Annotated in this window: 27 protein-coding genes; 18 read left to right on the top strand and 9 right to left on the bottom strand. The window is 72.4% G+C overall.

The features are described from left to right. Positions 1-127 precede the first annotated feature (127 nt). The 3 genes from JOF36_RS25665 (at position 128) to JOF36_RS25655 (ending at position 3,001) form a co-directional block, all read left to right on the top strand. On the top strand, positions 128-1,129 hold the full coding sequence (locus tag JOF36_RS25665) for an SDR family NAD(P)-dependent oxidoreductase (RefSeq protein ID WP_210031584.1): 1,002 nt from the start codon (positions 128-130) through the stop codon (positions 1,127-1,129). 274 nt (positions 1,130-1,403) lie between these two features. Beyond that, a complete protein-coding gene (locus JOF36_RS25660) occupies positions 1,404-2,450 on the top strand; it encodes a TerC family protein (RefSeq protein ID WP_210031582.1) in 1,047 nt (348 codons plus the stop codon). 119 nt (positions 2,451-2,569) lie between these two features. After that, positions 2,570-3,001: a DUF3040 domain-containing protein gene (locus JOF36_RS25655; protein ID WP_210031580.1), complete on the top strand. Its 432-nt coding sequence runs from the start codon at positions 2,570-2,572 to the stop codon at positions 2,999-3,001. Between the two features lie 13 nt (positions 3,002-3,014). Here JOF36_RS25655 and JOF36_RS25650 read toward each other — a convergent pair whose 3' ends face one another. Beyond that, a complete protein-coding gene (locus JOF36_RS25650) occupies positions 3,015-4,355 on the bottom strand; it encodes an NtaA/DmoA family FMN-dependent monooxygenase (protein ID WP_210031578.1) in 1,341 nt (446 codons plus the stop codon). Positions 4,356-4,451: 96 nt separating this feature from the next. Between JOF36_RS25650 and JOF36_RS25645 the strand changes: the two genes are divergently transcribed. Continuing rightward, complete coding sequence (locus JOF36_RS25645; protein ID WP_210031576.1) at positions 4,452-4,775, top strand: NUDIX hydrolase; 324 nt, start codon at positions 4,452-4,454, stop codon at positions 4,773-4,775. A gap of 10 nt (positions 4,776-4,785) precedes the next feature. Here the strand turns inward: JOF36_RS25645 and JOF36_RS25640 are convergent, their stop codons facing one another. The 7 genes from JOF36_RS25640 to JOF36_RS41455 form a co-directional block, all read right to left on the bottom strand. Continuing rightward, positions 4,786-5,760, bottom strand: coding sequence for an ABC transporter substrate-binding protein (locus tag JOF36_RS25640; protein WP_210031567.1), 975 nt, complete (start codon positions 5,758-5,760; stop codon positions 4,786-4,788). Further along, entirely contained in the window at positions 5,757-6,242 is a 486-nt protein-coding gene (locus JOF36_RS25635; protein ID WP_210031565.1) for a cupin domain-containing protein, read from the bottom strand. Before JOF36_RS25635 ends, JOF36_RS25640 begins: the two co-directional genes overlap by 4 nt. Further along, positions 6,239-7,333, bottom strand: coding sequence for an Rrf2 family transcriptional regulator (locus tag JOF36_RS41055; RefSeq protein ID WP_307862595.1), 1,095 nt, complete (start codon positions 7,331-7,333; stop codon positions 6,239-6,241). The genes JOF36_RS25635 and JOF36_RS41055 overlap by 4 nt, the downstream gene beginning before the upstream one ends. Further along, on the bottom strand, positions 7,330-8,439 hold the full coding sequence (locus tag JOF36_RS25625; protein ID WP_210031563.1) for an LLM class flavin-dependent oxidoreductase: 1,110 nt from the start codon (positions 8,437-8,439) through the stop codon (positions 7,330-7,332). Before JOF36_RS25625 ends, JOF36_RS41055 begins: the two co-directional genes overlap by 4 nt. A gap of 8 nt (positions 8,440-8,447) precedes the next feature. Further along, entirely contained in the window at positions 8,448-9,161 is a 714-nt protein-coding gene (locus JOF36_RS25620; RefSeq protein WP_210031561.1) for an ABC transporter ATP-binding protein, read from the bottom strand. Beyond that, positions 9,134-9,979 carry an ABC transporter permease gene (locus JOF36_RS25615; protein ID WP_210031560.1) on the bottom strand — a complete coding sequence of 282 codons (846 nt, stop codon included), beginning with the start codon at positions 9,977-9,979 and terminating at the stop codon, positions 9,134-9,136. Before JOF36_RS25615 ends, JOF36_RS25620 begins: the two co-directional genes overlap by 28 nt. A 317-nt stretch (positions 9,980-10,296) precedes the next feature. Continuing rightward, positions 10,297-10,389: a putative leader peptide gene (locus tag JOF36_RS41455; RefSeq protein ID WP_372447413.1), complete on the bottom strand. Its 93-nt coding sequence runs from the start codon at positions 10,387-10,389 to the stop codon at positions 10,297-10,299. Positions 10,390-10,601: 212 nt separating this feature from the next. Here JOF36_RS41455 and JOF36_RS25610 point away from each other — a divergent pair, with 212 nt between their 5' ends. From JOF36_RS25610 to JOF36_RS25595, 4 genes are all read left to right on the top strand, one after another. Then, on the top strand, positions 10,602-11,942 hold the full coding sequence (locus tag JOF36_RS25610; RefSeq protein ID WP_307862594.1) for an FAD-dependent oxidoreductase: 1,341 nt from the start codon (positions 10,602-10,604) through the stop codon (positions 11,940-11,942). Between the two features lie 54 nt (positions 11,943-11,996). Further along, positions 11,997-13,325, top strand: a complete 1,329-nt coding sequence (locus JOF36_RS25605; RefSeq protein ID WP_210031556.1) for an MFS transporter — start codon at positions 11,997-11,999, stop codon at positions 13,323-13,325. Between the two features lie 52 nt (positions 13,326-13,377). Then, complete coding sequence (locus tag JOF36_RS25600; RefSeq protein WP_210031554.1) at positions 13,378-14,142, top strand: SDR family NAD(P)-dependent oxidoreductase; 765 nt, start codon at positions 13,378-13,380, stop codon at positions 14,140-14,142. Between the two features lie 62 nt (positions 14,143-14,204). Continuing rightward, the gene (locus tag JOF36_RS25595; RefSeq protein WP_210031552.1) at positions 14,205-15,218 is read left to right on the top strand and encodes an alcohol dehydrogenase catalytic domain-containing protein; all 1,014 of its coding nucleotides are present in this window, start codon (positions 14,205-14,207) and stop codon (positions 15,216-15,218) included. Positions 15,219-15,223: 5 nt separating this feature from the next. On the opposite strand, the gene JOF36_RS25590 is transcribed toward JOF36_RS25595, so the two are convergent. After that, positions 15,224-15,958, bottom strand: coding sequence for an SDR family NAD(P)-dependent oxidoreductase (locus JOF36_RS25590; RefSeq protein ID WP_210031550.1), 735 nt, complete (start codon positions 15,956-15,958; stop codon positions 15,224-15,226). A gap of 75 nt (positions 15,959-16,033) precedes the next feature. On the opposite strand from JOF36_RS25590, the gene JOF36_RS25585 reads away from it, so the two are divergent. The 10 genes from JOF36_RS25585 (at position 16,034) to JOF36_RS25540 (ending at position 25,500) form a co-directional block, all read left to right on the top strand. Continuing rightward, positions 16,034-16,729: a nitroreductase family protein gene (locus JOF36_RS25585; protein ID WP_210031548.1), complete on the top strand. Its 696-nt coding sequence runs from the start codon at positions 16,034-16,036 to the stop codon at positions 16,727-16,729. Between the two features lie 72 nt (positions 16,730-16,801). After that, complete coding sequence (locus JOF36_RS25580; RefSeq protein ID WP_210031546.1) at positions 16,802-17,590, top strand: enoyl-CoA hydratase/isomerase family protein; 789 nt, start codon at positions 16,802-16,804, stop codon at positions 17,588-17,590. Positions 17,591-17,678: 88 nt separating this feature from the next. Then, positions 17,679-18,701: a phosphotransferase family protein gene (locus JOF36_RS25575; RefSeq protein WP_210031544.1), complete on the top strand. Its 1,023-nt coding sequence runs from the start codon at positions 17,679-17,681 to the stop codon at positions 18,699-18,701. Continuing rightward, positions 18,698-19,468 carry an SDR family NAD(P)-dependent oxidoreductase gene (locus JOF36_RS25570; RefSeq protein ID WP_307862593.1) on the top strand — a complete coding sequence of 257 codons (771 nt, stop codon included), beginning with the start codon at positions 18,698-18,700 and terminating at the stop codon, positions 19,466-19,468. Before JOF36_RS25575 ends, JOF36_RS25570 begins: the two co-directional genes overlap by 4 nt. Next, on the top strand, positions 19,465-20,703 hold the full coding sequence (locus JOF36_RS25565) for an acyl-CoA dehydrogenase family protein (RefSeq protein WP_210031542.1): 1,239 nt from the start codon (positions 19,465-19,467) through the stop codon (positions 20,701-20,703). Before JOF36_RS25570 ends, JOF36_RS25565 begins: the two co-directional genes overlap by 4 nt. Further along, positions 20,700-21,497, top strand: a complete 798-nt coding sequence (locus tag JOF36_RS25560; protein WP_210031535.1) for an SDR family NAD(P)-dependent oxidoreductase — start codon at positions 20,700-20,702, stop codon at positions 21,495-21,497. Before JOF36_RS25565 ends, JOF36_RS25560 begins: the two co-directional genes overlap by 4 nt. Next, positions 21,494-21,916, top strand: coding sequence for a Zn-ribbon domain-containing OB-fold protein (locus JOF36_RS25555; protein ID WP_210031533.1), 423 nt, complete (start codon positions 21,494-21,496; stop codon positions 21,914-21,916). Before JOF36_RS25560 ends, JOF36_RS25555 begins: the two co-directional genes overlap by 4 nt. Beyond that, the gene (locus JOF36_RS25550) at positions 21,913-23,058 is read left to right on the top strand and encodes a thiolase family protein (protein ID WP_307862592.1); all 1,146 of its coding nucleotides are present in this window, start codon (positions 21,913-21,915) and stop codon (positions 23,056-23,058) included. Before JOF36_RS25555 ends, JOF36_RS25550 begins: the two co-directional genes overlap by 4 nt. Before the next feature lie 10 nt (positions 23,059-23,068). Next, the gene (locus JOF36_RS25545) at positions 23,069-24,376 is read left to right on the top strand and encodes an acyl-CoA dehydrogenase family protein (protein WP_210031530.1); all 1,308 of its coding nucleotides are present in this window, start codon (positions 23,069-23,071) and stop codon (positions 24,374-24,376) included. Then, a complete protein-coding gene (locus JOF36_RS25540) occupies positions 24,373-25,500 on the top strand; it encodes an acyl-CoA dehydrogenase family protein (protein ID WP_210031527.1) in 1,128 nt (375 codons plus the stop codon). Before JOF36_RS25545 ends, JOF36_RS25540 begins: the two co-directional genes overlap by 4 nt. The last annotated feature ends 24 nt before the right edge of the window (positions 25,501-25,524 follow it).

Genomic DNA, 25,524 nt, shown 5'->3' with positions numbered 1-25,524 from the left:
GGCCGCGTGGGGAGGCCGACCGCGTCCCGGTGCCGGATCGTCGGCCGTTCTCAGTGGCCACACAAGTTCTCAGTGGCCGCACAGGTTCTCAGTGGCCGCACAGCGAACGGTCCCTACTGTGCGACGCATGCCGACAGCACTGGTCACCGGGGGAAGCCGCGGACTCGGCGAGGCCTACGCCCGCGAGCTCGCCGAACGCGGGTACTCGATCGTCCTGGTCGCCCGGGACGCCGACCGGCTGGCCGCCACGGCCGAACGGATCGGCCGCGCCACCGGCGCCATCGTCGAGACGCTCGCCGCGGACCTCACCGACCCGGCCGGGCCGGCAGCGGTCGAGCGGCGGATCGCCGATCCCGCCCCGCCGATCGAGCTGCTGGTGAACAACGCCGGCGCCGAGGCCGAGGCGACCACGGCCGCAGTGCTGCGGCTGACCCGGGCGGCCGCGTCGGTGATGGCCGCCCGCGGCCGCGGCGGGATCCTCAACGTCGCAGGCCCTCCGCCGTCGAGCGGCAACGACCACGATGCCGCGCAGTCCTGGGTGCCGGCGTTCACCGGCACCGTCGCCGCGTCGCTGCAGGGGACCGGGGTGACGGTCACCGCCGTCGACGCCGGGCGGATCCGCGGCCACGACGACCCGGCGGGACCGCCGTGGACGGAGCTGCGGATGGTCGTACGCCGCTCGCTCGACGACCTGGACCGCGGCCGCACGCTGTCCGCGCCCGGCCGGCTCCACCGCGCGCTCACCGGGTGTCTGGCCTCGCCGCGGACGGCACTGCGGCTGGCCGCGAAGGTCGCGGGCCGCGAGCGGTGCGCCCGGCCGGAGCCCCACCACGGAGCCGGGCACACCCGGCCGTCGCCGGTGCCGACCCCGTTCCGGGACGCGCCCGCCCTGCTCCGCCTGCTGCCGGCCGGTGCCGCCGCCCTGCCCGCGCTGCCCGAGCTGCCGGCCCGCCCGGCCCACGTCCCGGCCGAGGGGGCTCCGGCACCGCGGGAGCTCGGCAGCGGCCCACTGCCGGTGGTGCGGGCAGCACCCGCCCGGGGCACCGTCGTCCGGCGCCTGCCGGCACCCCCGCGGCCGGTTCAGCAGCCGGTCCGCGGCGGCGCCACCGTGCGGCTGGCCACCGGCTGACCCCGGCCGGGCGGGTGCGCGAGGAGCCCGCAGGGTCCCGCTCCGAGAAGCAGCGCCCCAGGGGCGAAACGGACAGCGGTGACGAAGGTCGCGATCCTCCGGACTGTCGAAGATCGAGCACCGTGCCCTAGCGTTCTCCCCACGAAGGGGAGTACTCCCGACACGGCGCCGCCGTCACCACGGAATCAGGACGAGCTGTTCCCGGTGGGGCCGGTCCGCGATCAGCGGGCGGAGGAGACCTTCAGTGCTCGATCCTGCGCTGGAGGAAACCCCTGTGAACGTTCCGCTCTGGGTATGGCTGGCGACCGTCGCCGCCATCATCGGCATGCTCGTGTTCGACTTCGTCGGGCACGCCCGCGACCCGCACGAGCCGACACTGCGCGAGTCGGCGATCTGGTCGGCCGGCTACATCGCGCTCGCCCTGCTCTTCGGCGTCGGCGTCGGCGTCTTCTCCGGCTGGCAGTACGGCGGCGAGTACATGGCCGGCTGGCTGACCGAGAAGGCACTGTCGGTCGACAACCTGTTCGTCTTCCTGCTGATCATGACGGCGTTCGCGGTGCCCAAGGTGCACCAGCAGAAGGTGCTGCTGATCGGCATCGCGATCGCGATCGTCATGCGAGGTGCGTTCATCGCGGTCGGCGCGGTGATCATCGAGCGTTTCGTCGCCGTGTTCTACCTCTTCGCGATCGTCCTGTTCTGGCTGGCGTACTCTCAGATCAAGGAGGCCCTGTCGGGCGGGCACGAGCAGGACGCGGGCGACGCGGGCGACTCCCGGCTGATCCGCATGGTCCGCAGGGTGCTCCCGACCTCGACCGAGTACGACGGCGCGAAGCTCACCACCCGGATCGACGGCAAGCGGCTGCTGACCCCGATGGCGCTGGTCATCGTGGCGATCGGGCTGACCGACCTGCTGTTCGCGTTCGACTCGATCCCCGCGATCTTCGGCCTGACCCAGGAGCCGTTCCTGGTCTTCACCGCGAACGCGTTCGCCCTGCTCGGTCTGCGCCAGCTCTACTTCCTCATCGGTGGGCTGCTGGAGCGGCTGATCTTCCTGGCGCACGGCCTGGCCGTCATCCTCGCCTTCATCGGCGTGAAGCTGACCCTGCACGCGCTGCACGAGAACAACGTGCCGTTCATCAACGGCGGACAGCCGGTGCCGGTCCCCGAGGTGCCGATCTGGCTGTCGCTGCTCGTCATCACCGGCACGATCGCCGTCGCCGCGATCGCCAGCCTCGTCGTGTCGCGCAAGCGGGCCGCGGAGGAGAAGGACGGGCGCGAGCTCACCCGGACCTCGGGCCACGGCCGGTCCACCGAGGAGTAGACCACCCCGGAACTCTCGCGGTTTCGCGGGCGCGCGGAGCTTTGTCCGTTTCGATAGCATGAGAGGGGTCCGACGGGTTGCTCGGAAGGCCGGCCACGCCGGCACCGAGGAGGAAGATCATGTCTGTCACGCCACCGCCCCTGCCGCCCCCGCCCCCGCCGCCGCAGCCGGCCGGGGGTGCGCCGGATCCGGAACCTCGCCCGTTCGCCCGTCCGCTGAACCGCGCGGAGGAGCGTTCGCTCTCGGACCTGGAGAGCGAGCTGAGCAGGTCCGACCCCGACCTGAACTCCGAGATGTCCTCGCTGGAGTCCACCGGTGGCGCGCGTGGCGCCGTCGATCGCGCCCCGCTCGACCGGATCCTGCAGGGCGTCGCGATCGGCGTGATCGTGCTCGTGCTGGTCCCGGGCGAGTGGCTGGCCGGGCTGCTGTCGTTCGGCCTGCTGCTCGGCATCCCGTTCGCGATGGCGATGATCGCCGTCCGCGCGAAGCGGGAGGGCTACTACGAGAGCGAAGGGGAGAAGCGCGACGACGACGAGGACCACCGGACCTGAGCGCCCGGGCCCGTCAGGCTCCCGGCGCCGCGACGGCGGCCTGCGTCGGATCGGTCGTCGTCGCGACAGGGGGCAGGCCGAGGTGCTCGCGCAGCGTCGTACCGGCGTAGTCGGTGCGGAAGGAGCCGCGTTCCTGCAGCAGGGGGACCACCTGGTCCGCGAACTCGTCCAGCCCGCCGGGAGTGACGTGCGGAACGAGGACGTAGCCGTCCGCGGCGTCGGACTGCACGGCGTCGTCGATCGCCGCGGCGACCGTCGCCGGGCTGCCGACGAAGGTGTGCCGGCCGGTCACCTCGATCACGGTCTCGCGCAGTGACAGCTTCTTCTCCGCCGCGAGCGCCCGCCACTGGTCGGCGACGGTCTTCGGGTCCCGGTACTGCCGCACACTGGCCCGGCCCTGCGAGACGAGCTCGCCCTCGACCGGGTCGAACTCCGGCAGCGGGCCGTCCGGATCCCGGCCCGAGAGGTCGGTGTTCCACAGCTGCTCGGCGAACACGATCGCCGTCTGCGGGCTGACCTGCTGGTACCGGACCGTCTCGGCGCGCTCGGCGGCCTCGGCGTCGGTGTCGCCCAGCACGTACGTCGCCGCCGGAAGGATCTTGAGGTCGTCCCACCCGCGGCCGTAGCGGGCGAGGCGCCCCTTGACGTCGGCCAGGAACGCCCGCCCCGCCTCCGGCTCGGCGTGCCGGGAGAAGATCGCGTCGGCCGACGCCGCGGCGAACTCGCGGCCCTCCTCGGAGTCCCCGGCCTGCAGGATCACCGGGCGGCCCTGTGGGCTGCGCGGCAGCGCGAACCGGCCGTGGATGTCGAACTGGTCGGAGCGGAACGCGAAACCGCCACGATCGTCCGGCCCGGTCCGGGAGTCCCAGATCGCGGAGGTGGCGGCGAGCTGCTCCTTCGCCCGCGAGTAGCGCTCGTCCTTGGGCAGGAATCCGCCCCGGCGGAAGTTCTCCCCGGTGAACGCGTCCCACGAGGTGACGACGTTCCACGCCGCGCGCCCGCCCGAGAGGTGGTCCAGGCTCGCGAACTGGCGGGCGACGTCGTACGGCTCGGTGAAGGTCGAGTTGATCGTCCCGGCCAGGCCGAGCCGGTCGGTGACCGCGGCCAGCGCGTTCAGGACGGTGAAGGTGTCCGGCCGGCCCACCACGTCCAGGTCGTAGATCTGCCCGCGATGCTCGCGCAGCCGCAGCCCCTCGGCGAGGAACAGGAAGTCGAACCTGGCCCGCTCGGCGGTCCGCGCGAAGTGTGCGAACGACTCGAACTCGATGTGGCTGCCCGACGCCGGGTCGCTCCAGACCGTGGTGTTGTTGACGCCCGGGAAGTGTGCGGCGAGGTGGATCTGCTTGCGCGGCATGAGGGGGCCTCCGACTCCTCGTGCGGTCTCCTACCGGTGCAACACCGGGGGAACGACGGTGTTCCCCGAGGTGCCGTTCGCTCCCCTCCACGACCGGTGATCATCGGGGTCGAGTTCGACGAGTCCATCCGGGCCGCGGTCGTCCGGGAGGTGTGGGAGGAGACCGGCTACCGGGTGGACGTCGGGCAGGTCCTCGCCGAGCACCACGTCACCGCGCCACGCACAGGTGATCGTCGTCCGTGGCGTTCCCAGCGCTTCGTCCTCGCTGCCACCATCACGGGCGGGGAGCTGGGGACCACCGAAGTGGGTGGCACGACCGACTTCGCACGGTGGGTGCCGATCGCCGAGGTACCCCGGCTCGAGCCACGTGCCGACATCGTCGACGTCGCCGTGAGCGTCCTTCCGGGGGCACCGGGCTGACCGGCGCGGATCAGGGTGCCGGGGCGCCGAGGTCCTCCATGGCCGACGCGACGTCGACCGGGTTGCGCAGCACGTCGTAGCCGACATAACGGTCGGCGACCTCCTGCAGCTCGGCGGTCAGCTCCGGCGAGAGCGGCTCGGTCGCCCGCTGGGCCCGGTCGGCCATCAGGTCGGCGACGGCGGCGGGCCGGCCGGTCAGCGTCGCGTAGATCGCCGAGTTGTCCTGCGGGTTCTCCCTGGCCCACTGCAGCGCCCGGGCGTAGCGCTCGGTGAAGTCGGTGAGCGCGGCGCGGGTGCCGGCGTCCTCGAGGGCCGCGGTGTTGGCGTTCAGGAAGGTCAGCCCGGTGCCGAGCCCCTCGGCGTCGCGCAGGATCCGGGCGCCGGACTCCTGCTGGGCCACCGCGGTGTAGGGATCCCAGGTGGACCAGGCGTCGATCGCGCCGGAGTTCATCGCGGCGGCCGCGTCGACCGGCTGCAGGAACGAGATGTTCACCTCCGCGGGTGGCACGCCGGCCTCCTCCAGGGAACGCAGCAGCAGGTAGTGGCCGATGCTGCCCTGGGTGGTCGGGGAGACGGTCTTCCCGCGCAGGTCGGCGACCGAGCGGATCGGCGAGTCTTGGCCGACGAGCAGGGCCAGCCCGCCCTGGCTCGGTGACCGCGTGGCCTCGACGATCCTGATCCGGTCGGTGGACGACAGCGCCGTCAGCGTGGGCGCGTCACCGGCGATGCCGGCGTCGATCGCCTCGCCGCGCAGTGCCTCCAGCACCGGCGCGGCGGCCGGGAACTGCGCCCACTCGACCGTGTACGGCGTCCCCTCCAGCGCACCGGATGCCTCGACGACCGCCTGCTGGATCCCGGCCTGGTCGCCGACCCGCAGGGTGACCTGCGAGAGGTCGGCCGGGCCGTCGTCGGAGGCGCCGGAGCAGCCGGCGAGCACCACGGCCAGCGTGGACAGGAGTGCGGGCAGGATGAGCCGGCGGGTCACGGTGCGGTCTCCGGATCGGTGAGCGGGGTGAGCGCGGGGAGGTTCACGACGATCCCCTCCTGGGTGCTGCGCGAGATCACGACGACCGCCGGGTTGTCGGGGTCGGGGTTCTCCTCGCGGTGCGGGACGTAGGGCGGGACGAACACGTAGTCGCCCGGCTCGGTCTGCAGAACGACCTCGCCGGTGCCGTCGTGGAACACGAACCGCGGGCGGCCGCTGACCACGTAGATCGACGTCTCGGCCTCGCCGTGGTGGTGGTCGCCGGAGTTCGTGGCGGGGGCGACGTGCGTCTCGCCGGTCCAGAGCTTGTGCGAGCCGACGGTGCGGCCGCTGACGGCTTCCCGCCGGGACATCCCGCTGGTCTGCGCGGTGTCGGCGGACAGATCGGCGCCGCGGACCAGGTGCACCCGGGCGTGCGCCGGCGGGGTCGCGTCGGTGCCGGGTCCGAGATCGGGGTGGAAGGGATCGGTGGTGCTGCTCATCGGGGGGTGCTCTCCGGGGTGAGGACGGTCAGGGTGTGGCCGGTGAGGAAGTCGGCGACGGTGCGTTCGAGATCCGCCCAGAGGACGGCGGCGGGGCCGGTGTCACGGATGGCGGCGAGTGCCCCCTCGGTGGCCCGGACGACGTCGGCGACGGTGATCTCGTCCGCCGGGCGGGCGAGCCGGTAGCCGCCCTCGCAGCCGCGCCTGCTGGTCACGAGACCGGCCCGGCGCAGCTGCAGCATGATGTTGACCAGCGAGTTCAGCGGGATCCCGCGGGCGCGGGCGATGGCGTCGCAGGTGACGGTGCCGTCCCCGGCGGCCACCAGCTCGGCGAGTGCCCGCAGGGCGTGGTCGAGCCGGGCGGACACGGTGAGCGGCGCGGCGCGCCGGCCCCCCGCGGGTGCGGCCGCGGCGGGGGCGACGAACGCCGCGCCCTTGGCGACCTTCTCCAGGAACTGCACCAGCCGGGCGGCGACGATCCGGTGGAACTGGTCGTTGAGCACGTCGTGCACCCCGTCGGCGACGACGGCGAGGTCGTCGGTGTCCCGGGCCAGCGCGCGGACCGCGGCGGCCGGGGCGACCGGATCGGCGTCGCCGTGCAGCCAGAGCACCGGCACGTCGGGCAGCGCGGCCGACGGCACCGGGGGAGGTGCCTCGTCGAGTGCGCCCCACCGGAACCCCGGGTCGGCCTCGAGGATGCCGCGGTGCACCGGACAGGCGGTGCGGGCGTCGAGCTCGTCCTCGTGGCTTCGTGGCGGTGCCGGGTCCGGCGGCGCGGCCGGGAGCGCGGCCAGGACCAGGGCGTCGAGCTCGACGGAGCCGTCGGCGGCGAGCTCCCAGGCCAGCAGCGCCCCGGTGTCCGAGCCGAGCAGGACCCGGGCCCCGGTCGCTCCGTCGAGGACCGCGGCGACGTCCGTTCCGGTCGCGCCGGGAGACGATGCGGCGACCGTCCAGCCGTCGAACGCGAGCCGCCTGCCGAGGCGGGCGTAGACGCCGGGATGCTCACCGCGACCGGTGAGCACGACGACGGTGCCGCGCGAGGTGCCGTCCGGCGTCCAGCGGGCCGGGGCGGCGGGAGCGGGGGCGCTCACGCCGGCACCCCCACGGCCGCGCCGCGCCGGGCCAGCTCCGCGTGCACCGCGGGTAGCAGCTCACGGCCGTAGCGGCGGGCGTCGGCGACCGGGTCGTAGCCGCGGATCAGCAGCGTGCCGACGCCGATGTCGACGTAGTCGGCCAGTGCCGCGGCGACGGTGTCGGGGGTGCCGACGAGCGCGGTCGAGTTGCCTGCCGCACCGGAGGCCGCGGCGGTCGCCGTCCAGAGGCACCGGTCGTGGACCTCCCCGGCCTCCGCCGCGGCGAGCAGCCGCTGCGAGCCGACGTTGGCGGGGGCTCCGGCCTCGCGCATCCGGGACCCGGTGAAGGACCCGTGGCCGCCCTTCGCGGCGACGATCCGGTCCCGGATGTCGTGCGCGCGGGCCCACGCCTGCTCCTCGGTGTCGCCGAGGATCGGGCGGAACGACACGCTGATCCGCGGTGGCTCGGCGCGCCCGGCGGCGCGGGCCGCCTCGTGCACCCGGGTGATCTGCTCGGCGGTGCCCGCGAGGGGCTCGCCCCAGAGCGCGAAGACGTCGGCGTGCCGGCCGCCCACCCGGTAGGCCGCCTCGGACGAGCCACCGAAGTAGACCGGGATCGGCGCGAGCGGCCGGACCTCCTGGTTCACGCCGGCGACGCGGTAGTGCTCGCCGTGCTGGTCGAAGGCCCCCGGCTCGGACCAGGTGCGACGCACCACGGACAGGTACTCGTCGGTGCGGGCGTAGCGCTCGTCCTTGTCCAGCCAGTCGCCGTCGCGGCGCTGGTCGACGTCGCTGCCGCCGGAGATGACGTGCATCGCGACCCGGCCGCCACCGGAGAAGTGGTCGAGCGTGGCGTACTGACGGGCCGCGAGGGTCGGCGCGGTGAACCCGGGCCGGTGCGCGACGAGGAACCCGAGCCGCTCCGAGTGTGCGGCAGCGTACGCGGCGACCTGCAGACCGTCCGGTGTGGACGACGAGTGCCCCACCAGCACCTTGTCGAAGCCGGCCTCCTCGTGCGCGGCGACGAACTCGCGCACGGTGGCGCGGTCGATCACCGGGCCGGCGGCGGGGTGGATCTCCGAGACCTCCTGGGTCCCGATCATGCCGATGAACTCGACGGACACGGTTCCTCCTAGTGGACGCCGAGGCGGCCGAGCAGCTCGGCACGCAGGCGCTGGAAGTCGGGGTGGGTGACGTCGCGCGGGCGGTCGAGGGGCACGAGGGCGTCGTGGTCGATCCGCCCCCGGTCCATGACGAGCACGCGGTCGGCGAGCACGAGCGCCTCCTCGACGTCGTGGGTCACGAGCAGGACCGCGCAGCCGTGCCGCTGCCACAGCTCCTCCACGAGCCGCCGCGCGGTGATGCGGGTGAGCGCGTCGAGCGCGGAGAACGGCTCGTCGAGCAGCAGCAGGTCGGGCTCACGGACCAGGGCACGGGCCAGCGCGGCACGCTGGGCCTCGCCGCCGGAGAGCACCTTCGGCCACACGTCGGTGCGGTGCGACAGGCCGACCTCGTCCAGCGCCGCCTCCGCGCGGGCCCGGTCCGGCCGGCCGGGCAGACCCATGACGACGTTGCGCCACACCGTCTTCCACGGCAGCAGCCGGGGCGCCTGGAACCCGACGGCGCGCCGCTTCGCGACGGTGACCTCGCCGGTGACGTCGTGGTCGAGGTCGGCGAGGATCCGCAACAGGGTGGACTTGCCGCAGCCGGACGCGCCGAGCAGCGCCACGAACTGGCCCGGCTCGATGTCGAGATCGAGATCGGTGAGCACGGTGCGGTCGCCGAAGCGGCGGCTCAGGCCGCGGACCGCCACCGGGTTCACTGCCCGCTGAACGCCGGTCGCCACGACAGGAACCCCCTCTCCAGCAGCCGCACGACGGCGTCGCCGAGCAGTCCGAGCAGTGCGTAGAGGGCGAGGCAGACGACGATCACGTCGGTCTGGAAGAACTCCCGGGCGGTGTTCATCTCGTACCCGATGCCCGAGGTCGCGTTGATCGTCTCGCCGAACACCAGTGCCAGCCACGCGGTGCCGAGGGCGTAGCGCAGTCCGATCAGGAACTGCGGCATCGCCGACGGCAGGATCACGTGCCGGACCTGGCCGAACCAGCCGAGTCCGAGGGTGCGCGCGGCCTCCACCAGCGTGGCGTCGACGTTGCGGATCCCGCCGAAGAGGTTCATGTACAGCGGGAACGTCACGGCCAGCGCGATCAGGACGATCTTCGGCTCCTCGCCGATGCCGAACCAGATGATCAGCAGCGGGATCAGGCCGATCACCGGCACGGTGCGCAGCATCTGGACCGGCGCGTCGATCACGTCCTCGCCGCGGCGGAACAGGCCCGAGAGTGTGGCGAGCACGACGGCGGTGACCAGCCCGATCGCGATCCCGGCCAGGACGCGCAGCAGGGAGACGCCGACGGCGCTCTGCACCGTTCCCTCGGCCCACATGTCGGCGGCGGTGGAGAGGACGACGGCGGGGGAGGCGAGGACGTCGCGGGGCAGCACGCCGGTGCTGGACAGCAGCTGCCACAACGCGACGAGCACGACCGGCGAGGCGGTCTTCACCAGCCAGCGCGGCACCCGGCTCGGGCCTCGTTCATGCCGGGTGCGGAGGATCTCGACGTCGGGCGGGGCCTGGGCGCGGGCCCGTTCGGCGGTCGTGGTCATGGGGCTCCCCTGGAGGTGGTCGGGGCGGATGCGGTGGGCCTCGTGATGGCCGGGCGACGGGTCCCGGGGCCGGGTGCCGGGGCCGGGTGGCGCGGCCCGCTGGACCGCGGACCGGTCGAGCCGGTGCGGTCAGCTGCGGGGCCGGCCCGGTGCCGGTGCCGGTGCCGGTGCCGGTGACGAACGGTGATCGGCAGCAGCCGATGATCACGAGGGACCAGGGTCAGCTGGGGCCGGAGGTCGCCCTGCGGCCGGGGATCAGCGGCACTCGGTGATCGGCCTACTCGATGATCAGTGACCGGTGCGCGGGTGACGGCGCGTTACCGGCGGGAGCGGGAGGGACGACAGAGCGCCGACGCGACGCGTTGGAGGTCGATGTGCCCCCGCGTGGTCAGCAGTGTCGATCCGGTCATGGGGCGACGGTAGCCCGGTCGAGAAGGAAACCCAACCCCTGAAGTTGGGATTGGAGTCACTGCGAATTCGGTGGGTGGGACCGCTGCTCGTGGAGGGTCGGCCCGGATCGCAGAGGGGACATGTGGCGGCACGCTTGACCGGAGCCGAGCCTGAAGTAATCCTGAATTGAAGTTGCTTCAGCTATTTTTCCATCATGGCTACAGGAGGACATGTGAGCTCTACGCACACCCCGGACGACGTCGATCTCCTCGTGATCGGAGGTGGCATGGCGGGGCTCACCGCGGCTGTCCGGGCGATCCGGCGCGGTCTGCGTGTCGTGCTGGTGGAGAAGGCCGCCGAGGTGGGCGGCTCCGCGCGGTACGCGGGCTATCTCTGGTCGGCGCCGAGTCACGAGGTGATGGACGAGGTGAACCCACAGGGCGACCCGGACCTGCGCGCCGCCGTGGTCGAGGGTTTTCCCGCAGCGCTGGACTTCGTCCGTGACCTGGGGGTGCCGTGTGGTCCCGCTGTTCCGGTGCTGAGGTACGGGACCGGTCACCAGTTCGACACGTCCGCGTTCATCGAGGGGTGCCGGTCGAGGGTCGTCGCAGAGGGGGAGCTCCTGCTCGGGGCGCGGACGGAGCGGCTGTGTCCGGACGACGAGGGGCGGATCCGTGGTGCGGACCTCGTCCTCGCGGACGGAACGCGGCGGACGGTGCGGGCCGGCACGACGCTGCTGGCGACCGGTGGTTTCCAGGCCGACCGCGGGTTGCGGGCGGTCCACGTCCACCGCTGCGCGACGGACATCCCGCTGCGGTCCAACCCGCACAGCGCCGGCGCCGGCCTCCGCCTCGCCGAGGCGGTCGGCGGAGTGGTCGTCAACAGTGGCGGTGGGTTCTACGGGCACCTGGTGCCGACCGGTGTCACGCTCACCCCCGAGCTCTTCGTCGAGCTGGCGCTCTACTACAGCGAGCACGCGGTGCTGTTCAACCTGCACGGCGAACGATTCGTCGACGAGACGCTCGGCGACCACCTCACCACGATGGCGCTCGTGGACCAGCCCGAGGCGCGCGGTCTGCTGGTCACCGACGCCAAGGGCTACCGCGAGCACGTCCTGACCTCCTACGTCGAGGGCGGGCCGGCGAACGACAAGTTCGCGCTGGCGGGCCGACGGGGGGCCCGCGCCGTGGTCGCCGACTCCGTCGAGGACTTCGCGAGCATGCCGCCGGAGTGGGGGTACGACGGCGAGCGCATCGCTGCGGAGCTCGCGCGAACCCTGTCCGGTGACCCGACGCCCGGCCGGGCCGAGGATGCGCGCCCGCTCGACGAGCCGCCCTACTACGTGCTGGAGGCGACGGCGGCGATCACGTTCCCCTTCGCCGGTGTCCGGGTCGACGGCCGGGGGCGGGTGCTGAGGGACACCGGTGACGTGATCCCCGGTCTGCGTGCTGCGGGCTCCGACATCGGCGGTCTGTATCGCGACGCCTACGCCGGGGGCCTCGCCCCGGCCATGGTTCTCGCGCTGGCCGCGGCCGACGATGCGGCCGAACGGATTGAACTGAGGTCAGTTTAGGCGTAACTTCGGTCGAGGATGTGTCGCGCCACTCGCACGCGCAAAGGAGCGCCGATGTCACAGTCATCTCCCGGGTCCGCCGAGCGGGTGGGACGCCGGGCCAGCACCGCAGCCGCGGTGGGCACTGCGATCGAGTACTACGACTTCGCGATCTACGGCTACCTGGCAGTCGTTCTCGCGCCGCTGTTCTTCCCCACCGCGGACGGCCTGATCGGGCTGCTCGGCACGCTCGGTATCGCGGCGAGCGGGTTCCTCGCGCGCCCGCTGGGCGGCTTCTTCTTCGGCCGGCTCGGCGACCGCCGGGGCCGCCGGTCGGTCCTGATGGTGACGGTTGCCGTGATGGGAGTCGCGACGGTCGTCACCGGGCTGCTCCCGACCTACGCCGAGATCGGTGTGCTGGCGCCGATCCTGCTCACCGTCCTGCGGATGGCTCAGGGCTTCTCCGCGGGCGGAGAGATCGGCGGTGCCGCGTCGCTGGCGACCGAGTCCGCGCCGCAGCGCCGGCGCGGACTCTTCGGGTCGGCGACCTCGATCGGCATCGCGCTGGGCCTGGCCGGAGCAGCGGGTGTCGTGGGAACGATCAGTGCGCTCACCACGCCCGAGCAGATGGCGGCGTGGGGTTGGCGGGTCCCCTTCCTCGTCGCCGGTCCGCTCCTGGTGTTCGCGGTCCTCTACCGGATGCGGGTCGAGGACTCGCCGCTGTTCCAGGAGATGGTCGCCGAGGCGGAACCGCCGAAGGCACCGATCAGCGAGGTCATGCGCAACCACCCCCGCTCCGTCCTGCGGGTGGTGCTCATCGCCTACGCCACCATGACGACGGGCGGGTTGAGCTCGGTGTATCTACTCGTGCACCTCTCGGCGGTGCTCGGCTACTCGCTGACGTGGTCGCTCTGGTTGATCGTGCTGATCACGCTGCTGCCGATCGGCCTGATCCCGTGGGCCGGCGCCATGAGTGACCGCTTCGGCCGGCGGGCGGTGCTGGCCGGTGGGCTCGTCGGCTTCCTCGTGCTCGCGGTGCCGTGCTTCTGGGTGATGCAGCAGGGTTCGCTCGTCCTGGCGACGATCGCCGCGCTCGTGCTGAACGTGCCGTTCGGCATCTGCCAGGGCGTCGTCTACACCGTGTACACGGAGCAGTTCCCCACCCGCGTGCGGTACAGCGGTGTCTCGATCGGTTTCAACATCGGCGGGGTCATCGGCTCGGGCGCCGTCTCCGTGGTGGCGACCGGCCTGGTCTCGATGACCGGCAATACCCTGGCCCCCGGCTTCTACCTGGTGTTCGCCGCAGTGGTCGGCCTGCTGGTGGTCGGCTGGATGCGCGAGACCTCCCGGGACGAGCTGGCCGGTCACACGCAACGGACCGACAGTCCGGCATCGGCCGCGTGACGGCCACGGTGTCGGGGCCGCAGCGGGCAGCATCGCCGAACGGAAGGAGCTCATGACGATGTCGGGCGAGGCGCGCGGGCGCCGTGTCGTGGTGACCGGGGCGGGAAGCGGTATCGGGCGGGCGGTCGCCGCCCGGCTGCTGGACGAGGGCGCGTCCGTGGTCGCCATGGACCTCGCCCCCGACCATTCCGCAGCCGGGGATGCGGACGGGCGGCTCCTGCCCGTGCGCTGCGACGTCCGTGACGAGTCGTCGGTGTCCGCCGCGTTCGACACGGCCTCCGAATTCCTGGGAGGCATGGACGGGCTGGTCACCTGCGCCGGAGTCACCGACGGCTCGCCGACGGCCGAGATGACCCTGCAGTCCTGGGAGACCGTCCTCGGCGTCAACCTGACCGGCACCTTCCTCTGTGTCCGTGCCGCTCTGCCGTCGCTCCTGGACGGCGAGGATCCCGCCGTCGTCACCGTCGGCTCGGTCGGATCCCTGGTGGCGGCGGGCCGTTCCCCGGCATACGACGCCTCCAAGGGAGGGGTGCTGGCACTGACCCGTGGGCTCGCGGCGGAATACGCCGATCGCGGGCTACGGGCGAACTGCGTGTGCCCCGGCCTGGTCGACACCGGGCTGGCCGGGAACAGCTCCGCGCGGGCGGGGCTCGATCCGGTGGCGCGTTCCGGGGTCCCGGGCCGCGTCGTACCGCCGATCCGGCGGGCGGCTGCTCCCACCGAGATCGCCGACGTCGTGACGTTCCTGCTGAGCAGCCGAGCATCGTTCGTGACCGGGGCGGCGTACCCCGTCGACGGCGGATACAGCGCGGTGTGACCGGGCCGGGGACAGCGGGACGGCGAGGTACGAGGGGCAGGGGAGCGATGCGGGGATTCCGGATGACGAGCGCCGGCGCGGTCGGGTCGACGGGACTGCCGATTCCGGAACCCGGGGCCGGTGAGGTCCGGCTGAAGGTGCTCGCGGCCGGCATCTGCCACTCCGACCTGCACGTCGTCGACCGGGACGGGATGGGCTGGCCGCTGCCGTTCACCTTCGGTCACGAGATCTGCGGGCGTGTCGAAGCAGCCGGGGAGGGTGTGGGAAAGGATCTGATCGGGACACAGGTCGTCGTGCACGCCCCCGTCGGCTGTGCCCGGTGCCCGCGTTGCGTGGCCGGCCGGACCAACTACTGCGATCGGCGGGCCTCGCTGCCGGCCGTCGGTCTCGGGCTCGGGATCGACGGCGGCATGGCCGATGCGGTCGTCGTCGACCGATCACGACTGGTGCCGGCCGACGGCCTCGATCCCGTCACGGCGGCGGCCCTGACCGACGCCGGCCTGACCTCCTACCACGCCGTCGCGAGTTGCACCCCCGCGCTGTGCGAGCCGGACGCCGTGGTGGTCGTCATCGGGGTCGGGGGGCTCGGCCACATGGCGGTCGGCATCCTGCGTGCGATGACCCGCGCGCAGGTCGTCGCCGTGGACACCCGGGCGGAAGCGCTCGAGCTTGCCAGGGCCTGCGGCGCGCACGCGGCTGCGCGGCCGGACACCGCCGCGGCCGTGGTCGCCGAGGTGTCGGCGGGCCGGGGCGCCGATGTCGTGCTGGACTTCGTCGCGGCACAGGCCACGCTCGACGCCGCGGTGCCGCTTCTCCGCGCCGCCGGCGAACTCGTGGTGGTGGGTGGTGGGGGAGGGACGCTGCCGGTTCGCAAGCCGGGCACGCTTCCGTCCGGACTCGTGGTCCGCATGCCGTTCTGGGGCTCGCGGGACGAACTGGTCGCCACCGTGGAGCTCGCCCGTGCCGGGGTGCTCACGGCGCACACGACGACATTCGCCTTGTCCGAGGCGGGGCAGGCATTCGCCCGGCTGCGCCGGGGGCAGGTCATCGGGCGCGCCGTGCTCGTCCCGGACTGATCCGGTCAGCGGGCCGACCAACCACCGTCGACGAGCAACTCCGAACCGGTCGTGTACCCGGCGTCGTCGCTGAGCAGGAACGCCACGGCGGCGGCCACCTCAGCGGGGTGTCCCAGCCGTCCCATCGGGGTGTTCGCGAGCATCGACCGGTGCCGCTCGGTCTCCGCGAAGCGCTCGAGGAGCTGGTCGGTGCCGATGAACCCGGGGACGACGGTGTTCACCCGCACGCCGCGGGCGGCCCAGTGCAGCGCGGCGTTGAGGGTCAGCGAGCGGACGGCTCCCTTGGCGGCGGCGTAGGCGATGCTGTTGCCCAGCCCGCCCGTCGTGCCGAGGATCGAACCGACGTTGACGACGGCGCCGCCGCCGTCCTCCAGCAGCGGCCCGCAGTACTTCATCCCGAGCCAGGTCCCCAGCTGATCGACGGCGATGACGTCGTCCCATCGTGACCGGGTCTCGTCGACGACGGTACCCGGGCTGCCGACTCCCGCGTTGTTGACGAGACCGTCCAGCCGTCCGACCCGCTCGACCGTTGCCATCCAGTCCTGCTCGGACGCCACGTCGAGTGCCGCGGTCCGGGTGCGGCCACCGAGCGTCGCGGCGAGCTCGGCACAGCGGTCCTCGTCGACGTCGGTGAGGACGACCTCGGCACCCTCCTCGAGAAGCCGGGCTGCGATCGCGGTGCCGAGACCGCCGGTGGCGCCGGTCAGCAACACGGTCCGGTCGAGCAGTCGTGCGGTCATGTCGTACTCCGTTCCCGAGGGGTCCAGGCGCGCAGAAGTCTTGACATCACTCCTGAACTGATATTGATTCAAATTATGCACATCGACGAGGTTCTGTCCACGACACGGGCGGTCCGCCGACGGCTCGACCCTGACCGCGAGGTCCCCGTCGAGCTCGTCCGCGAGTGTGTCGACCTCGCGATCCAGGCGCCTGCCGGTTCGGCGGTCGCACGGACCCGGTTCGTCGTCGTCCGCGATGCGGAGCTGCGGAAAGGGCTGGCGGACCTCTACTCCGACGTCTATCGCAACAGCTACCGCGACTCTCCGGGCTACATCGGCCGAGTGCCCACATCGGATCCGGCTGCGACGCGCAGGCAGCAGCGGACGGCGCTGTCCGCGGACGCGCTCGAGCGGGCGCTGCACGAGGTCGGCACGATCGTGATCGGCTGCCTGGACGGGGTGCGCCTGGACGGGGTGCCGGCGATGACGAGTGCCTCGCTCCTGGGTGGGGTGCTTCCGGCGATGTGGAGCTTCATGCTGGCCGCGCGTGCTCGTGGGTTGGGGACCTGCTGGACCACCATGCATCTCGCGCGCGAACGGGACGCTGCCGAGCTGCTCGGCATCCCCTACGACCGGGTGCAGCAGGTCTGCCTCACCCCCGTGGCGTGGACCGTGGGCACGGACTTCCGCCGGGCGGGCAGGCCCGGCGTCGACGAGGTCGTGCACTGGGACGGCTGGGATGCGACGCGGGCGGGACCGGAGCCGCTGCAGGGCGTTCTGCGGTCCCCGTAAAGGCGAGGGGCTTGACAGTTCCTGGCCGGCTCCGCAAACTTAACTGAGTTCAATTCAATTTCTGGAGGACGCATGGCAGTCGAGGACGACATCCAGTTCGAGCGGGACGGTCACGTCGCCCGGATCTGGTTCAACCGGCCGCACAAGCGCAACTGCATCACGGTCCCGATGCTGCACCGGCTCGACGAGATCATCACCGAGATCGAGTCGGACCCGGAGCTGCGCGTCGCCGTCGTGCGCGGCCGGGGCAACACCTTCTCCTCCGGGTTCGACCTGGACAGCCTGCAGGCCGACTACATCGGCACCAGCACGGCGATGGACGTCGCGGTGGTCTCGGCGAAGGTGTGCGACCGGCTCTACAACATGTCGACGCCGTCCGTCGCGGTGCTGGAGGGCTACGTCACCGCAGGCGGGTTCGAGGTCATGATCTCGTGCGACTTCGCCATCGCCGACGAGACCGCCCGGATCGGTGACTTCCACATCCGTCGTGCCCTCTTCGGTGGCGCCGGGCCGATCTACCGCCTCCCGCGCATGCTCGGCATCCGCAAGACCAAGGAGCTGATGCTGACCGGGAAGCTGCTGACCGGGGCCGAGGCCGACGCGTTCGACCTGGTCAACGCCAGCGCGCCGGCCGAGAAGCTGGACGAGACGGTTGAGGAGTTCATCAGCCACCTCACCGACAAGAGCCCGTTCCAGATGAAGCTGACCAAGATGGCGGTGGACCGGGGGCTCGATGCCGACATCGCCTCGCTGATGGTGCTCGAGCACATGGCAGTGGGTGTCACCTTGAACTCCGACGACGCCGCGGAAGGGGTCGCCGCCTTCCTCGAGAAGCGCGAGCCCAAGTGGACGGGGCGCTGACGACCGACCGTGTGGCGCCGGCGGTCCGCGTGCAGCCCGGACCGCCGGCGCGTGCCAGGCGGAGCCGACCTCGTCGAGGAGGACAGACATGACCCGGACCGATGTTCCCCGGGATGCCGATCCGCAGCTCGCGGCGCGTGTGTGCGCCGAGCTCGGTTCGGCCGCCGCGGGGCCGCTCACCGTGCTGGAAGGTGGGCGCTCGGGCCTGACCTACCGCATCGACGTGGGCGGGATGCCGCTCGTGGTCAAGGCGGTGCCGCCGGGACGCGAGCCGACCGGTCGCAACGACGTCCTGCGGCAGTCGCACGTGCTGTCGGCCCTGGCGGGGTCCGGACTCCCGGTACCGGCGGTGGTCGCGCGAAGCGAGGAAGCGCCCGGGTGGTTCGCGATGGAGTTCGCGGCGGGTGAGGCCCTCGAACCGGTCCTCGATCCCGCGGGTGGTGCCGACAGCGTGCTGTCCCGGCTGCGGATGCTCGAGGCGGCTCGCGTCCTGGGCGCCCTGCACGCTGTCGATCTCGACACCCTCACCGGCGGGATCGCCGCCGCCGGCGGTACCCCGCCGGAGGTGTCCGGGCCCGCCGACGAGCTGGAGCGGTGGACCCGGACGATGGAGGCGGTGCCGGCGGACCTGCGTCCCGGCGCGGCCGAGCTTCTCGACCACCTTGCCGCGACGGCCCCCGATCCGGTGGCCCCCGTTCTCGTGCACGGCGACTTCCGCCTGGGGAACCTGCTCTGCGACGGGGCCCGGCCGACCGCCCTGGTCGACTGGGAGATCTGGGGGCTGGGCGATCCCCGGGTCGACCTGGGCTGGTTCGGAGTCTTCACCGACGGTGCGCTGTTCCCCGGGGTCGGGAGTGTCGTCTCCGGGTTGCCGGGCGAGGACGAACTCCTGCACGTCTACCGGGAGGCCCGCGGAACCGACGGCGGAACCGGTACGGACACCATGTGGTTCCGGGCGCTGGGCCGGTTGAAGATGGCGGCGATCATGGGGCACAACCTGCGCCGGCACCGTGAGGGCCGGCACCACGACCCGGTCCAGGAACAGCTGCCCCCCACGATCCTGGCCCTCATCCGGTCGGCGGGGTCGGTGCTCGACGGGAAGCCGTCGTGACGGCGCCCGCCCCGGCCGAGCTGTTCGATCTGACCGGGCGCACCGCGGTGGTCACCGGCGCATCCTCCGGGTTGGGAGTGCGTTTCGCCGGTGTCCTCGCCGCGGCGGGCGCGACCGTGTTCGTCGCGGCGCGGCGCGCCGCGAAGCTGGCCGAGATCGCGGCGGACGACGACCGGCTGCACCCGGTGGTGGCCGACGTCTCCGAGGAGACCGACCGGACGGCGCTGATCGACGCCGCGGTGGCAGGCGGCTCCGGCTCGATCGACGTGTTGGTGAACAACGCCGGCGTCGAGAGCGGCGCGAAGCCCGCCGACGAGACCCCGGCCGGGTTCGCCGGTGTCCTGAACACCAACCTCGTCGCCCCGTTCCACCTGGCACAGCTCGCGGCCCGTCACCCCGGCCCGGACGGGTTGTCGATCGTGAACATCAGCTCGGTCCTGGGCCTGGTGTCCGCCGCGCCGCTCGGGGGTGCGAGCTACGCGTCGTCGAAGGCGGGGTTGGTCGGTCTCACCCGGGAACTGGCCGGCCATTGGGGTCGGTCGGGGATACGGGTGAACGCACTCGCCCCGGGGTGGTTCCGCACGGAGATGAACGAGGACCTGTTCGCCGACGAGCGTTCGGTCCGCTGGATCGAGAGGAACACGATGCTGCGACGACCCGGCAGCCCTCCCGAGCTCGACACCGCACTGCTGTTCCTGGCCTCTCCGGCCAGCACATATGTCACCGGGCAGGTCCTGGCCGTCGACGGGGGGTGGACGGCGCGATGAGCGCGACCACCGCGGTGGGCGCGGAGGAGCTCGCCGAGTTCGGCCGTACCGCGCGAGCGTGGCTCACCGACCGGCTGCCGCCACGCCGCGACGATGACCGGCGACCGGTGTCGGTCTTCCACGACCTGCCCTTCGCCGAGGAGCGCGCGCTCCTCGAGCGCATCCAGGACTGGCTCCGGGTCAAGTTCGACGCCGGGTACGGCGCACTGACCTGGCGGCTCGAGGACGGTGGGGCCGGCCTGACCGGCCTGCACGAGGAGGTCTTCGCCGACACCGAGCGGGAGTTCGAGACCCCCGGCCAGCACGAGCTCACCTCGGTGAGCACCGCGCTGATCGCCCCGACGGTGCAGATGTTCGGCACGCCGGCCCAGCGTGAGCTGCTCGTCTCCCCGCTGCTGCGCGGCGACCAGCTCGCCTGCCAGCTGTTCTCCGAGCCGTCGGCGGGATCGGACCTCGCCGGGCTGGCGACCCGTGCAGTCCGTGACGGGGACGACTGGGTGATCAACGGGCAGAAGGTGTGGAGCTCCGGAGCGCAGTTCGCGGGCTGGGGCGAGCTGATCTGCCGCACGGATCCCGAGGCGCCGAAGCACAAGGGGCTCACGGCGTTCCTGCTGCCGATGGACACCGCAGGCGTCGACGTCCGGCCGCTGCGGCAGATGTCCGGCGGGACCTCGTTCTGCGAGGTCTTCCTGGACGACGTCCGGGTGCCGGACTCGCTGCGGCTCGGTGAGGTCGGCGCGGGATGGAGCGTCACCCTCGCGACGCTCGGCTTCGAACGTGGCCACTCCGGCGCGAACGCCGACCTGGGCGGTGGGTTCGCCGACCTGCTGCGTGACGCCCGGATGCTGGGGCGCACCGACGACCCGGAGGTCCGGCGGCTGCTCGGCGAGGTGTGGGTCGCCGAGAAGGTCGCGGAGCTGTCCGCGCAGCGTGACCGGGAGGCCCGGCTCGCCGGGGACGAACCGGGTGCGCTCGGGTCGCTCCGCAAGCTCGTCTGGGCACAGCGGCTCACGCTGGTCTCCGAGGCCGCGGCGCGGATCCTGGGTCCCCGCCTCGTGGCCGATGCCGGAGACGGCACGTACCGCTGGACCGAGCACGTGCTCGGCGCCCCGGGCTACCGGATCGCCGGCGGCTCGGACGAGATCCAGCGCACGATCATCGCCGAGCGCCTGCTCGGCCTCCCCCCGGAACCGCGCGCCGACCGAGGCGTGCCGTGGAAGGACATCCCCCGATGAGAAGAACCGTGGCCGACGCCGTGGCAGCGACCCGCTCCTCCGGCTCACCGATGGCCGGCCGTACCGCGCTGGTCACCGGTGGGTCGCGCGGGCTGGGCCGGGAGATCGCGGTCGCGTTCGCGGCCGCCGGCGCCGACGTCGCCATCGTCTCCCGGAAGCAGGAGGCGTGCGTCGAGCTCGCCGCCGAGCTGGCGGCCGCTACCGGGCAGCGCGTGACGGGACACGGCGCGCACGTCGGCGAGTGGGGGCGGCTCGACGCGCTGCTCGACGAGGTGGAGGACGGTCTCGGACCGGTCGACGTGCTGGTCAACAACGCCGGCATCGCCCCGGTCTATCCCAGTTTGGACGAGGTCGGCGAGGAGCTGTTCGACAAGGTCCTCGCGGTGAATCTCAAGGGCCCGTTCCGCATGATGGCGGTGGCCGGGCGGCGGATGGCCGAGCGGGGCGGGGGAGCGATCCTGAACGTCTCGTCGATGGCGTCCGGCAGGCCGACCGCGTCGGACCTCCCGTATGCCGCCGCCAAGTCGGCGCTCAACACGCTCACCGCGGGTTTCGCCCAGGAGTACGGCCCCACGGTGCGGGTCAACACCATCGTCGCCGGGCCCTTCCGGACCGACATCAGCAAGGCCTGGGACATGGACGCGGTCCACGACATGGCGCAGAGCTGGCCGTCGCGGCGGGTCGGTGAGCCCGAGGAGATCGTGGGCGCCGCCCTGTACCTGTGCGGACCCACGGCGGGTTACACGACGGGCAGCCTCCTGACCGTCGACGGCGGACGGCTGGCCGCGCCGTGACGTTCGTCGTCGACTCGCTGCTCACCGAGACCCCGGAGGGGCCGGCCCTGCTCGGGAGCCGGTGCACGGAGTGCTCGGCCCACACGTTCCCCCGCCAGGGCGGGTGCCCGCGGTGCACCGGCACGGCGATGGAGGACGTTCCGCTCGCTCGTACCGGCACGCTGTGGACGTGGACGGTGCAGGGATTCCGGCCCAAACCGCCCTACACCGGTACCCCCGCCTACGAGCCCTACGGGGTCGGCTACGTCGAGCTCGCCGACCAGCTCCTGGTCGAGGCCAGACTCACCGAATCCGAGCCCGACCGACTGTGGATCGGAATGCCGATGGAGATCGTGATCAGTCCGTTCCGCGACGCCGCCGACGACGGCGGGCCGACCCATACCTTCGCCTTCGCGCCGGTCACCGGGGCAGACCGGTGACCGGCGTCGCGATCGTCGGAGCCGGGATGCACCGGTTCGGCCGTACCGAGGGAGTGCCGGGCCGGGCGCAGGCCGTGCACGCCGCACGTGCCGCACTCGCCGACGCCCGCCTGAGGTTCTCGGACATGCAGTTCGCCTTCGGCGGATCACACTCCGCGGGCGACGCCGACACGCTCGTCTCCGAGCTCGGCCTGACCGGACTGCCGTTCATCAACGTCTACAACGGCTGCGCCACCGGGGGCTCGGCGCTGATCTCCGCTCAGGCGGCCATCGCGTCCGGTGCACACGACGTCGGCATCGTGATCGGTTTCGACAAGCACCCCCGTGGGGCGTTCGACACCGATCCCGCCGATCACGGGATCGGCTCGTGGTACGGCGAGACCGGGTTGATGGTCACCACACAGTTCTTCGGGATGAAGGTCCAGCGTTACCTGCACGAGCACGGCATGGACCGGGCCGTCCTCGCCACGATCGCGGAGAAGGCGTTCCGCAACGGTGCGCGCAACCCGATGGCCTGGCGGACGAAGGAGATCAGTGCCGCGGAGATCGCCGCGGCGCCGATGATCTCGCATCCGTTGACCCAGTACATGTACTGCTCCCCGGGGGAGGGCGCGGTGGCGCTCGTCCTCTGCCGCGCGGATCTCGCCCGCACCTACACCGACCGTCCGGTGTTCCTGCGCGGCGCTGCGTTCCGCAGCCGGCGGTACGGCTCGTTCGAGGTCTTCGCGCCGTGGCTGGCACTCGACCGGGCCGACTCGCCGACCGTCGAGGCGTCCCGTGCGGCCTTCGACGCCGCGGGTGTCGCTCCGTCCGAGGTCGACGTCGCCCAGGTGCAGGACACCGAGTCCGGTGCCGAACTCATGCACATGGCCGAGACCGGACTCTGCGCCGACGGGGAGCAGGAGGAACTGATCCGGTCCGGCGCGACCGGGATCGACGGTCGGCTGCCGATCAACACCGACGGCGGCTGCCTGGCCAACGGGGAACCCATCGGCGCATCCGGACTGCGGCAGGTGCACGAGAACGTGCTGCAGCTCCGCGGCGAGGCCGGCGCCCGCCAGGTGCCCGGCGAGCCGCAGGTCGGGTTCACCCACGTCTACGGAGCACCGGGCATCTCCGCCTGCACGGTGCTCACACGCTGAGGAGTCGAAGATGGCTTGGGGTTTCGAGTCCGACGAGGACGTCGCGCAGGAGCTCGACTGGGTCGAGACGTTCGTCCGGGAGCAGGTCGAGCCGGTCGACCACGTCGTGGAGCACGCGTGGAACCCGCGAGACCCGGTCCGCAACGCACTGATCAAGCCGCTGCAGCAGGTGGTCCGCGAGCACGACCTGTGGGCCTGTCACCTCGGGCCCGAGCTCGGCGGGAAGGGGTACGGACAGCTGCGCCTCGCCCTGCTCAACGAGAAGCTCGGCCGGACCCATTCCGGGCCCGTGGTGTTCGGATGTCAGGCGCCCGACTCCGGGAACGCCGAGATCCTCGCCCATTACGGCTCGGAGCACCTGCGCCGGACCTACCTCGACCCGCTCGTCGCCGGAGACATCGTGTCGTGTTTCTCGATGACCGAGCCACACGGTGGGTCGGACCCGACGGGCTTCCGCACGACCGCCCGCCCGGACGGCGACGAGTGGGTCATCACCGGTGAGAAGTGGTTCTCCAGCCATGCCCTGTTCGCCGAGTTCCTCATCGTCATGGCGGTGACCGAGCCCGACGCACCGGCGCACCGTTCGATGTCCATGTTCGTCGTGCCGGCCGACTCCCCGGGCCTCGAACGGATCCGCGACGTGTCGGTCTGGGGGCACGAGGAACCGGTCGGAACCCACCAGTACCTGCGGTACAACGACGTCCGGGTACCGGCCGAGAACCTTCTCGGTGAGCGGGGCGAGGGCTTCGCCGTCGCCCAGACCCGGCTCGGCGGCGGCCGGATCCATCACGCCATGCGCACGGTCGGGCTCGTGCAGTCCGCTTTCGAGATGATGAAGCGTCGAGCCGTGTCGCGGACCAGCAAGGGCACCCGGCTCGCCGACAAGCAGCTGGTGCAGGAGATGATCGCCGACTCGTGGATCCAGCTCGAGCAGTTCCGGCTGCTGGTCCTGCGCACCGCGTGGCGAATCGACCAGTACAACGACTACAAGCGCGTGCGCGCCGACATCGCGGCCGTCAAGGCGGCGATGCCCCGCGTCCTGTCCGACGTCGCCGGGCGGGCGATCCAGATCCACGGCTCCCTCGGCATTTCCAAGGAGCTCCCCTTCGGCAAGTGGGTCATGGAGTCGTTCCACATGGGCCTGGCCGACGGGGCGACCGAGGTACACAAGGTCAACCTCGCCCAGGCGCTGTTGCGCGGTACCGAGCCCGACGACGGCCTGTTCCCGCCCTACATCCGCCCGACCATGGAGGCACAGGCGCGCCGGCGCTTCGCCGAGGTGCTCGCCGAGGCAGGCGACGAGGGAGAACCACGATGATCCCGGTCCTGACCCCGGACGCAGACGCCGAGGCGCTGCGGGAGGTCGTGCGCGACTTCCTCGCTCACCACGGTGACGCCGATGCGGTGCTGCACGGTCGCTCCGACGACGCCGCGCTCCGCACGCGAGTCTGGAAACGGTTCGCCGGGGAGCTGGGTGCTGCCGGGTTGGACATCCCGGAACGTCTGGGCGGTGCCGGAGCGAGCTTCCGCGAGGTCGCGGTGGTGGCCGAGGAGATGGGACGCTCGCTGGCCCGGCTGCCCTGGCTCTCGACGTCGGTCATGGCCCTCGGGCTGCTCGCCGAGGCCGGCGACGAGGAACTGTCCGCGCGCCTGATCACCGGCGCCGAGACGGCCACCGTCGGGCTGGTCGACACCGCGGCCACGTCGGACCGGGCCGCCGGTCCGGTGAGCGGTGAGCGGGCGCCGGACGGTGGCTGGCGGGTGAGCGGCACGAAGGAGCTGGTGGTCGACGGCGCAACGGCGGACATCGTCCTGGTCGCGGCGGCGACGCCGGACGGGCCGGTCGTCATCGCGGTGGAGGCCGGGGCACCCGGGGTGACGGCGACCTCGAGCCGCACCCTCGACCTCACGCGTCCGCTGGCGAGCGTCGGGTTCCGGGACAGTCCCGGACGGCTGATCGCCGGGCCGGACACGGCTGCCGCAGTACTCGACCGGGTGCGGGACCGCACGCGGACGGCGTTGGCGTGCGAGCAGACCGGCGGAACCGAGGCGGCGCTCGACATGTCGGTCCGCCACGCAGGCGACCGCATGCAGTTCGGGCGCCCCATCGGAACCTTCCAGGCGATCAAGCACCGCTGTGCCGAGATGGTGGTCCAGCTCGAGGCCGCCAGGTCGGTGTCGCTCTGGGCCGCCGCCTGTGCCGCCGACGACCGGGAGAACCTGCGGACCGCCGCGGCGACCGCGGCACTGGTCTGCGGACGGGCCTACTCCTGGGTGGCCGGCGAGAACGTTCAGGTGCACGGCGGGATCGGGTTCACCTGGGAACATCCCGCCCATCTCCACGTTCGGCGCGCCGCATCCAGCCGGGTCCTGCCGGACGGTGACCTCGGGGGCACCGAGGCGCTGCTCGCGGCTCTCCCCGGGGTAGCGCGGGCGACGTGACCCGAAACCAGTTCGGGTCGGTCG

The sequence above is a fragment of the Pseudonocardia parietis genome (genome assembly GCF_017876315.1).
In the GTDB taxonomy this organism is placed as follows: Bacteria; Actinomycetota; Actinomycetes; order Mycobacteriales; family Pseudonocardiaceae; genus Pseudonocardia; species Pseudonocardia parietis.
Note: the sequence above shows the minus strand (reverse complement) of the source record. Positions and strands in the feature narration are given on the sequence as shown.

Excerpts from the sequence above, each read along its gene's own strand:
- JOF36_RS25665 (WP_210031584.1), top strand. The coding sequence starts at position 128 with ATGCCGACAGCACTGGTCACCGGGGGAAGCCGCGGACTCGGCGAGGCC.
- JOF36_RS25655 (WP_210031580.1), top strand. The coding sequence starts at position 2,570 with ATGTCTGTCACGCCACCGCCCCTGCCGCCCCCGCCCCCGCCGCCGCAG.
- JOF36_RS25650 (WP_210031578.1), bottom strand. The coding sequence starts at position 4,355 with ATGCCGCGCAAGCAGATCCACCTCGCCGCACACTTCCCGGGCGTCAAC.
- JOF36_RS25635 (WP_210031565.1), bottom strand. The coding sequence starts at position 6,242 with ATGAGCAGCACCACCGATCCCTTCCACCCCGATCTCGGACCCGGCACC.
- JOF36_RS25615 (WP_210031560.1), bottom strand. The coding sequence starts at position 9,979 with ATGACCACGACCGCCGAACGGGCCCGCGCCCAGGCCCCGCCCGACGTC.
- JOF36_RS41455 (WP_372447413.1), bottom strand. The coding sequence starts at position 10,389 with ATGACCGGATCGACACTGCTGACCACGCGGGGGCACATCGACCTCCAA.
- JOF36_RS25605 (WP_210031556.1), top strand. The coding sequence starts at position 11,997 with ATGTCACAGTCATCTCCCGGGTCCGCCGAGCGGGTGGGACGCCGGGCC.
- JOF36_RS25600 (WP_210031554.1), top strand. The coding sequence starts at position 13,378 with ATGACGATGTCGGGCGAGGCGCGCGGGCGCCGTGTCGTGGTGACCGGG.
- JOF36_RS25595 (WP_210031552.1), top strand. The coding sequence starts at position 14,205 with ATGACGAGCGCCGGCGCGGTCGGGTCGACGGGACTGCCGATTCCGGAA.
- JOF36_RS25590 (WP_210031550.1), bottom strand. The coding sequence starts at position 15,958 with ATGACCGCACGACTGCTCGACCGGACCGTGTTGCTGACCGGCGCCACC.
- JOF36_RS25585 (WP_210031548.1), top strand. The coding sequence starts at position 16,034 with ATGCACATCGACGAGGTTCTGTCCACGACACGGGCGGTCCGCCGACGG.
- JOF36_RS25580 (WP_210031546.1), top strand. The coding sequence starts at position 16,802 with ATGGCAGTCGAGGACGACATCCAGTTCGAGCGGGACGGTCACGTCGCC.
- JOF36_RS25575 (WP_210031544.1), top strand. The coding sequence starts at position 17,679 with ATGACCCGGACCGATGTTCCCCGGGATGCCGATCCGCAGCTCGCGGCG.
- JOF36_RS25565 (WP_210031542.1), top strand. The coding sequence starts at position 19,465 with ATGAGCGCGACCACCGCGGTGGGCGCGGAGGAGCTCGCCGAGTTCGGC.
- JOF36_RS25560 (WP_210031535.1), top strand. The coding sequence starts at position 20,700 with ATGAGAAGAACCGTGGCCGACGCCGTGGCAGCGACCCGCTCCTCCGGC.
- JOF36_RS25545 (WP_210031530.1), top strand. The coding sequence starts at position 23,069 with ATGGCTTGGGGTTTCGAGTCCGACGAGGACGTCGCGCAGGAGCTCGAC.
- JOF36_RS25540 (WP_210031527.1), top strand. The coding sequence starts at position 24,373 with ATGATCCCGGTCCTGACCCCGGACGCAGACGCCGAGGCGCTGCGGGAG.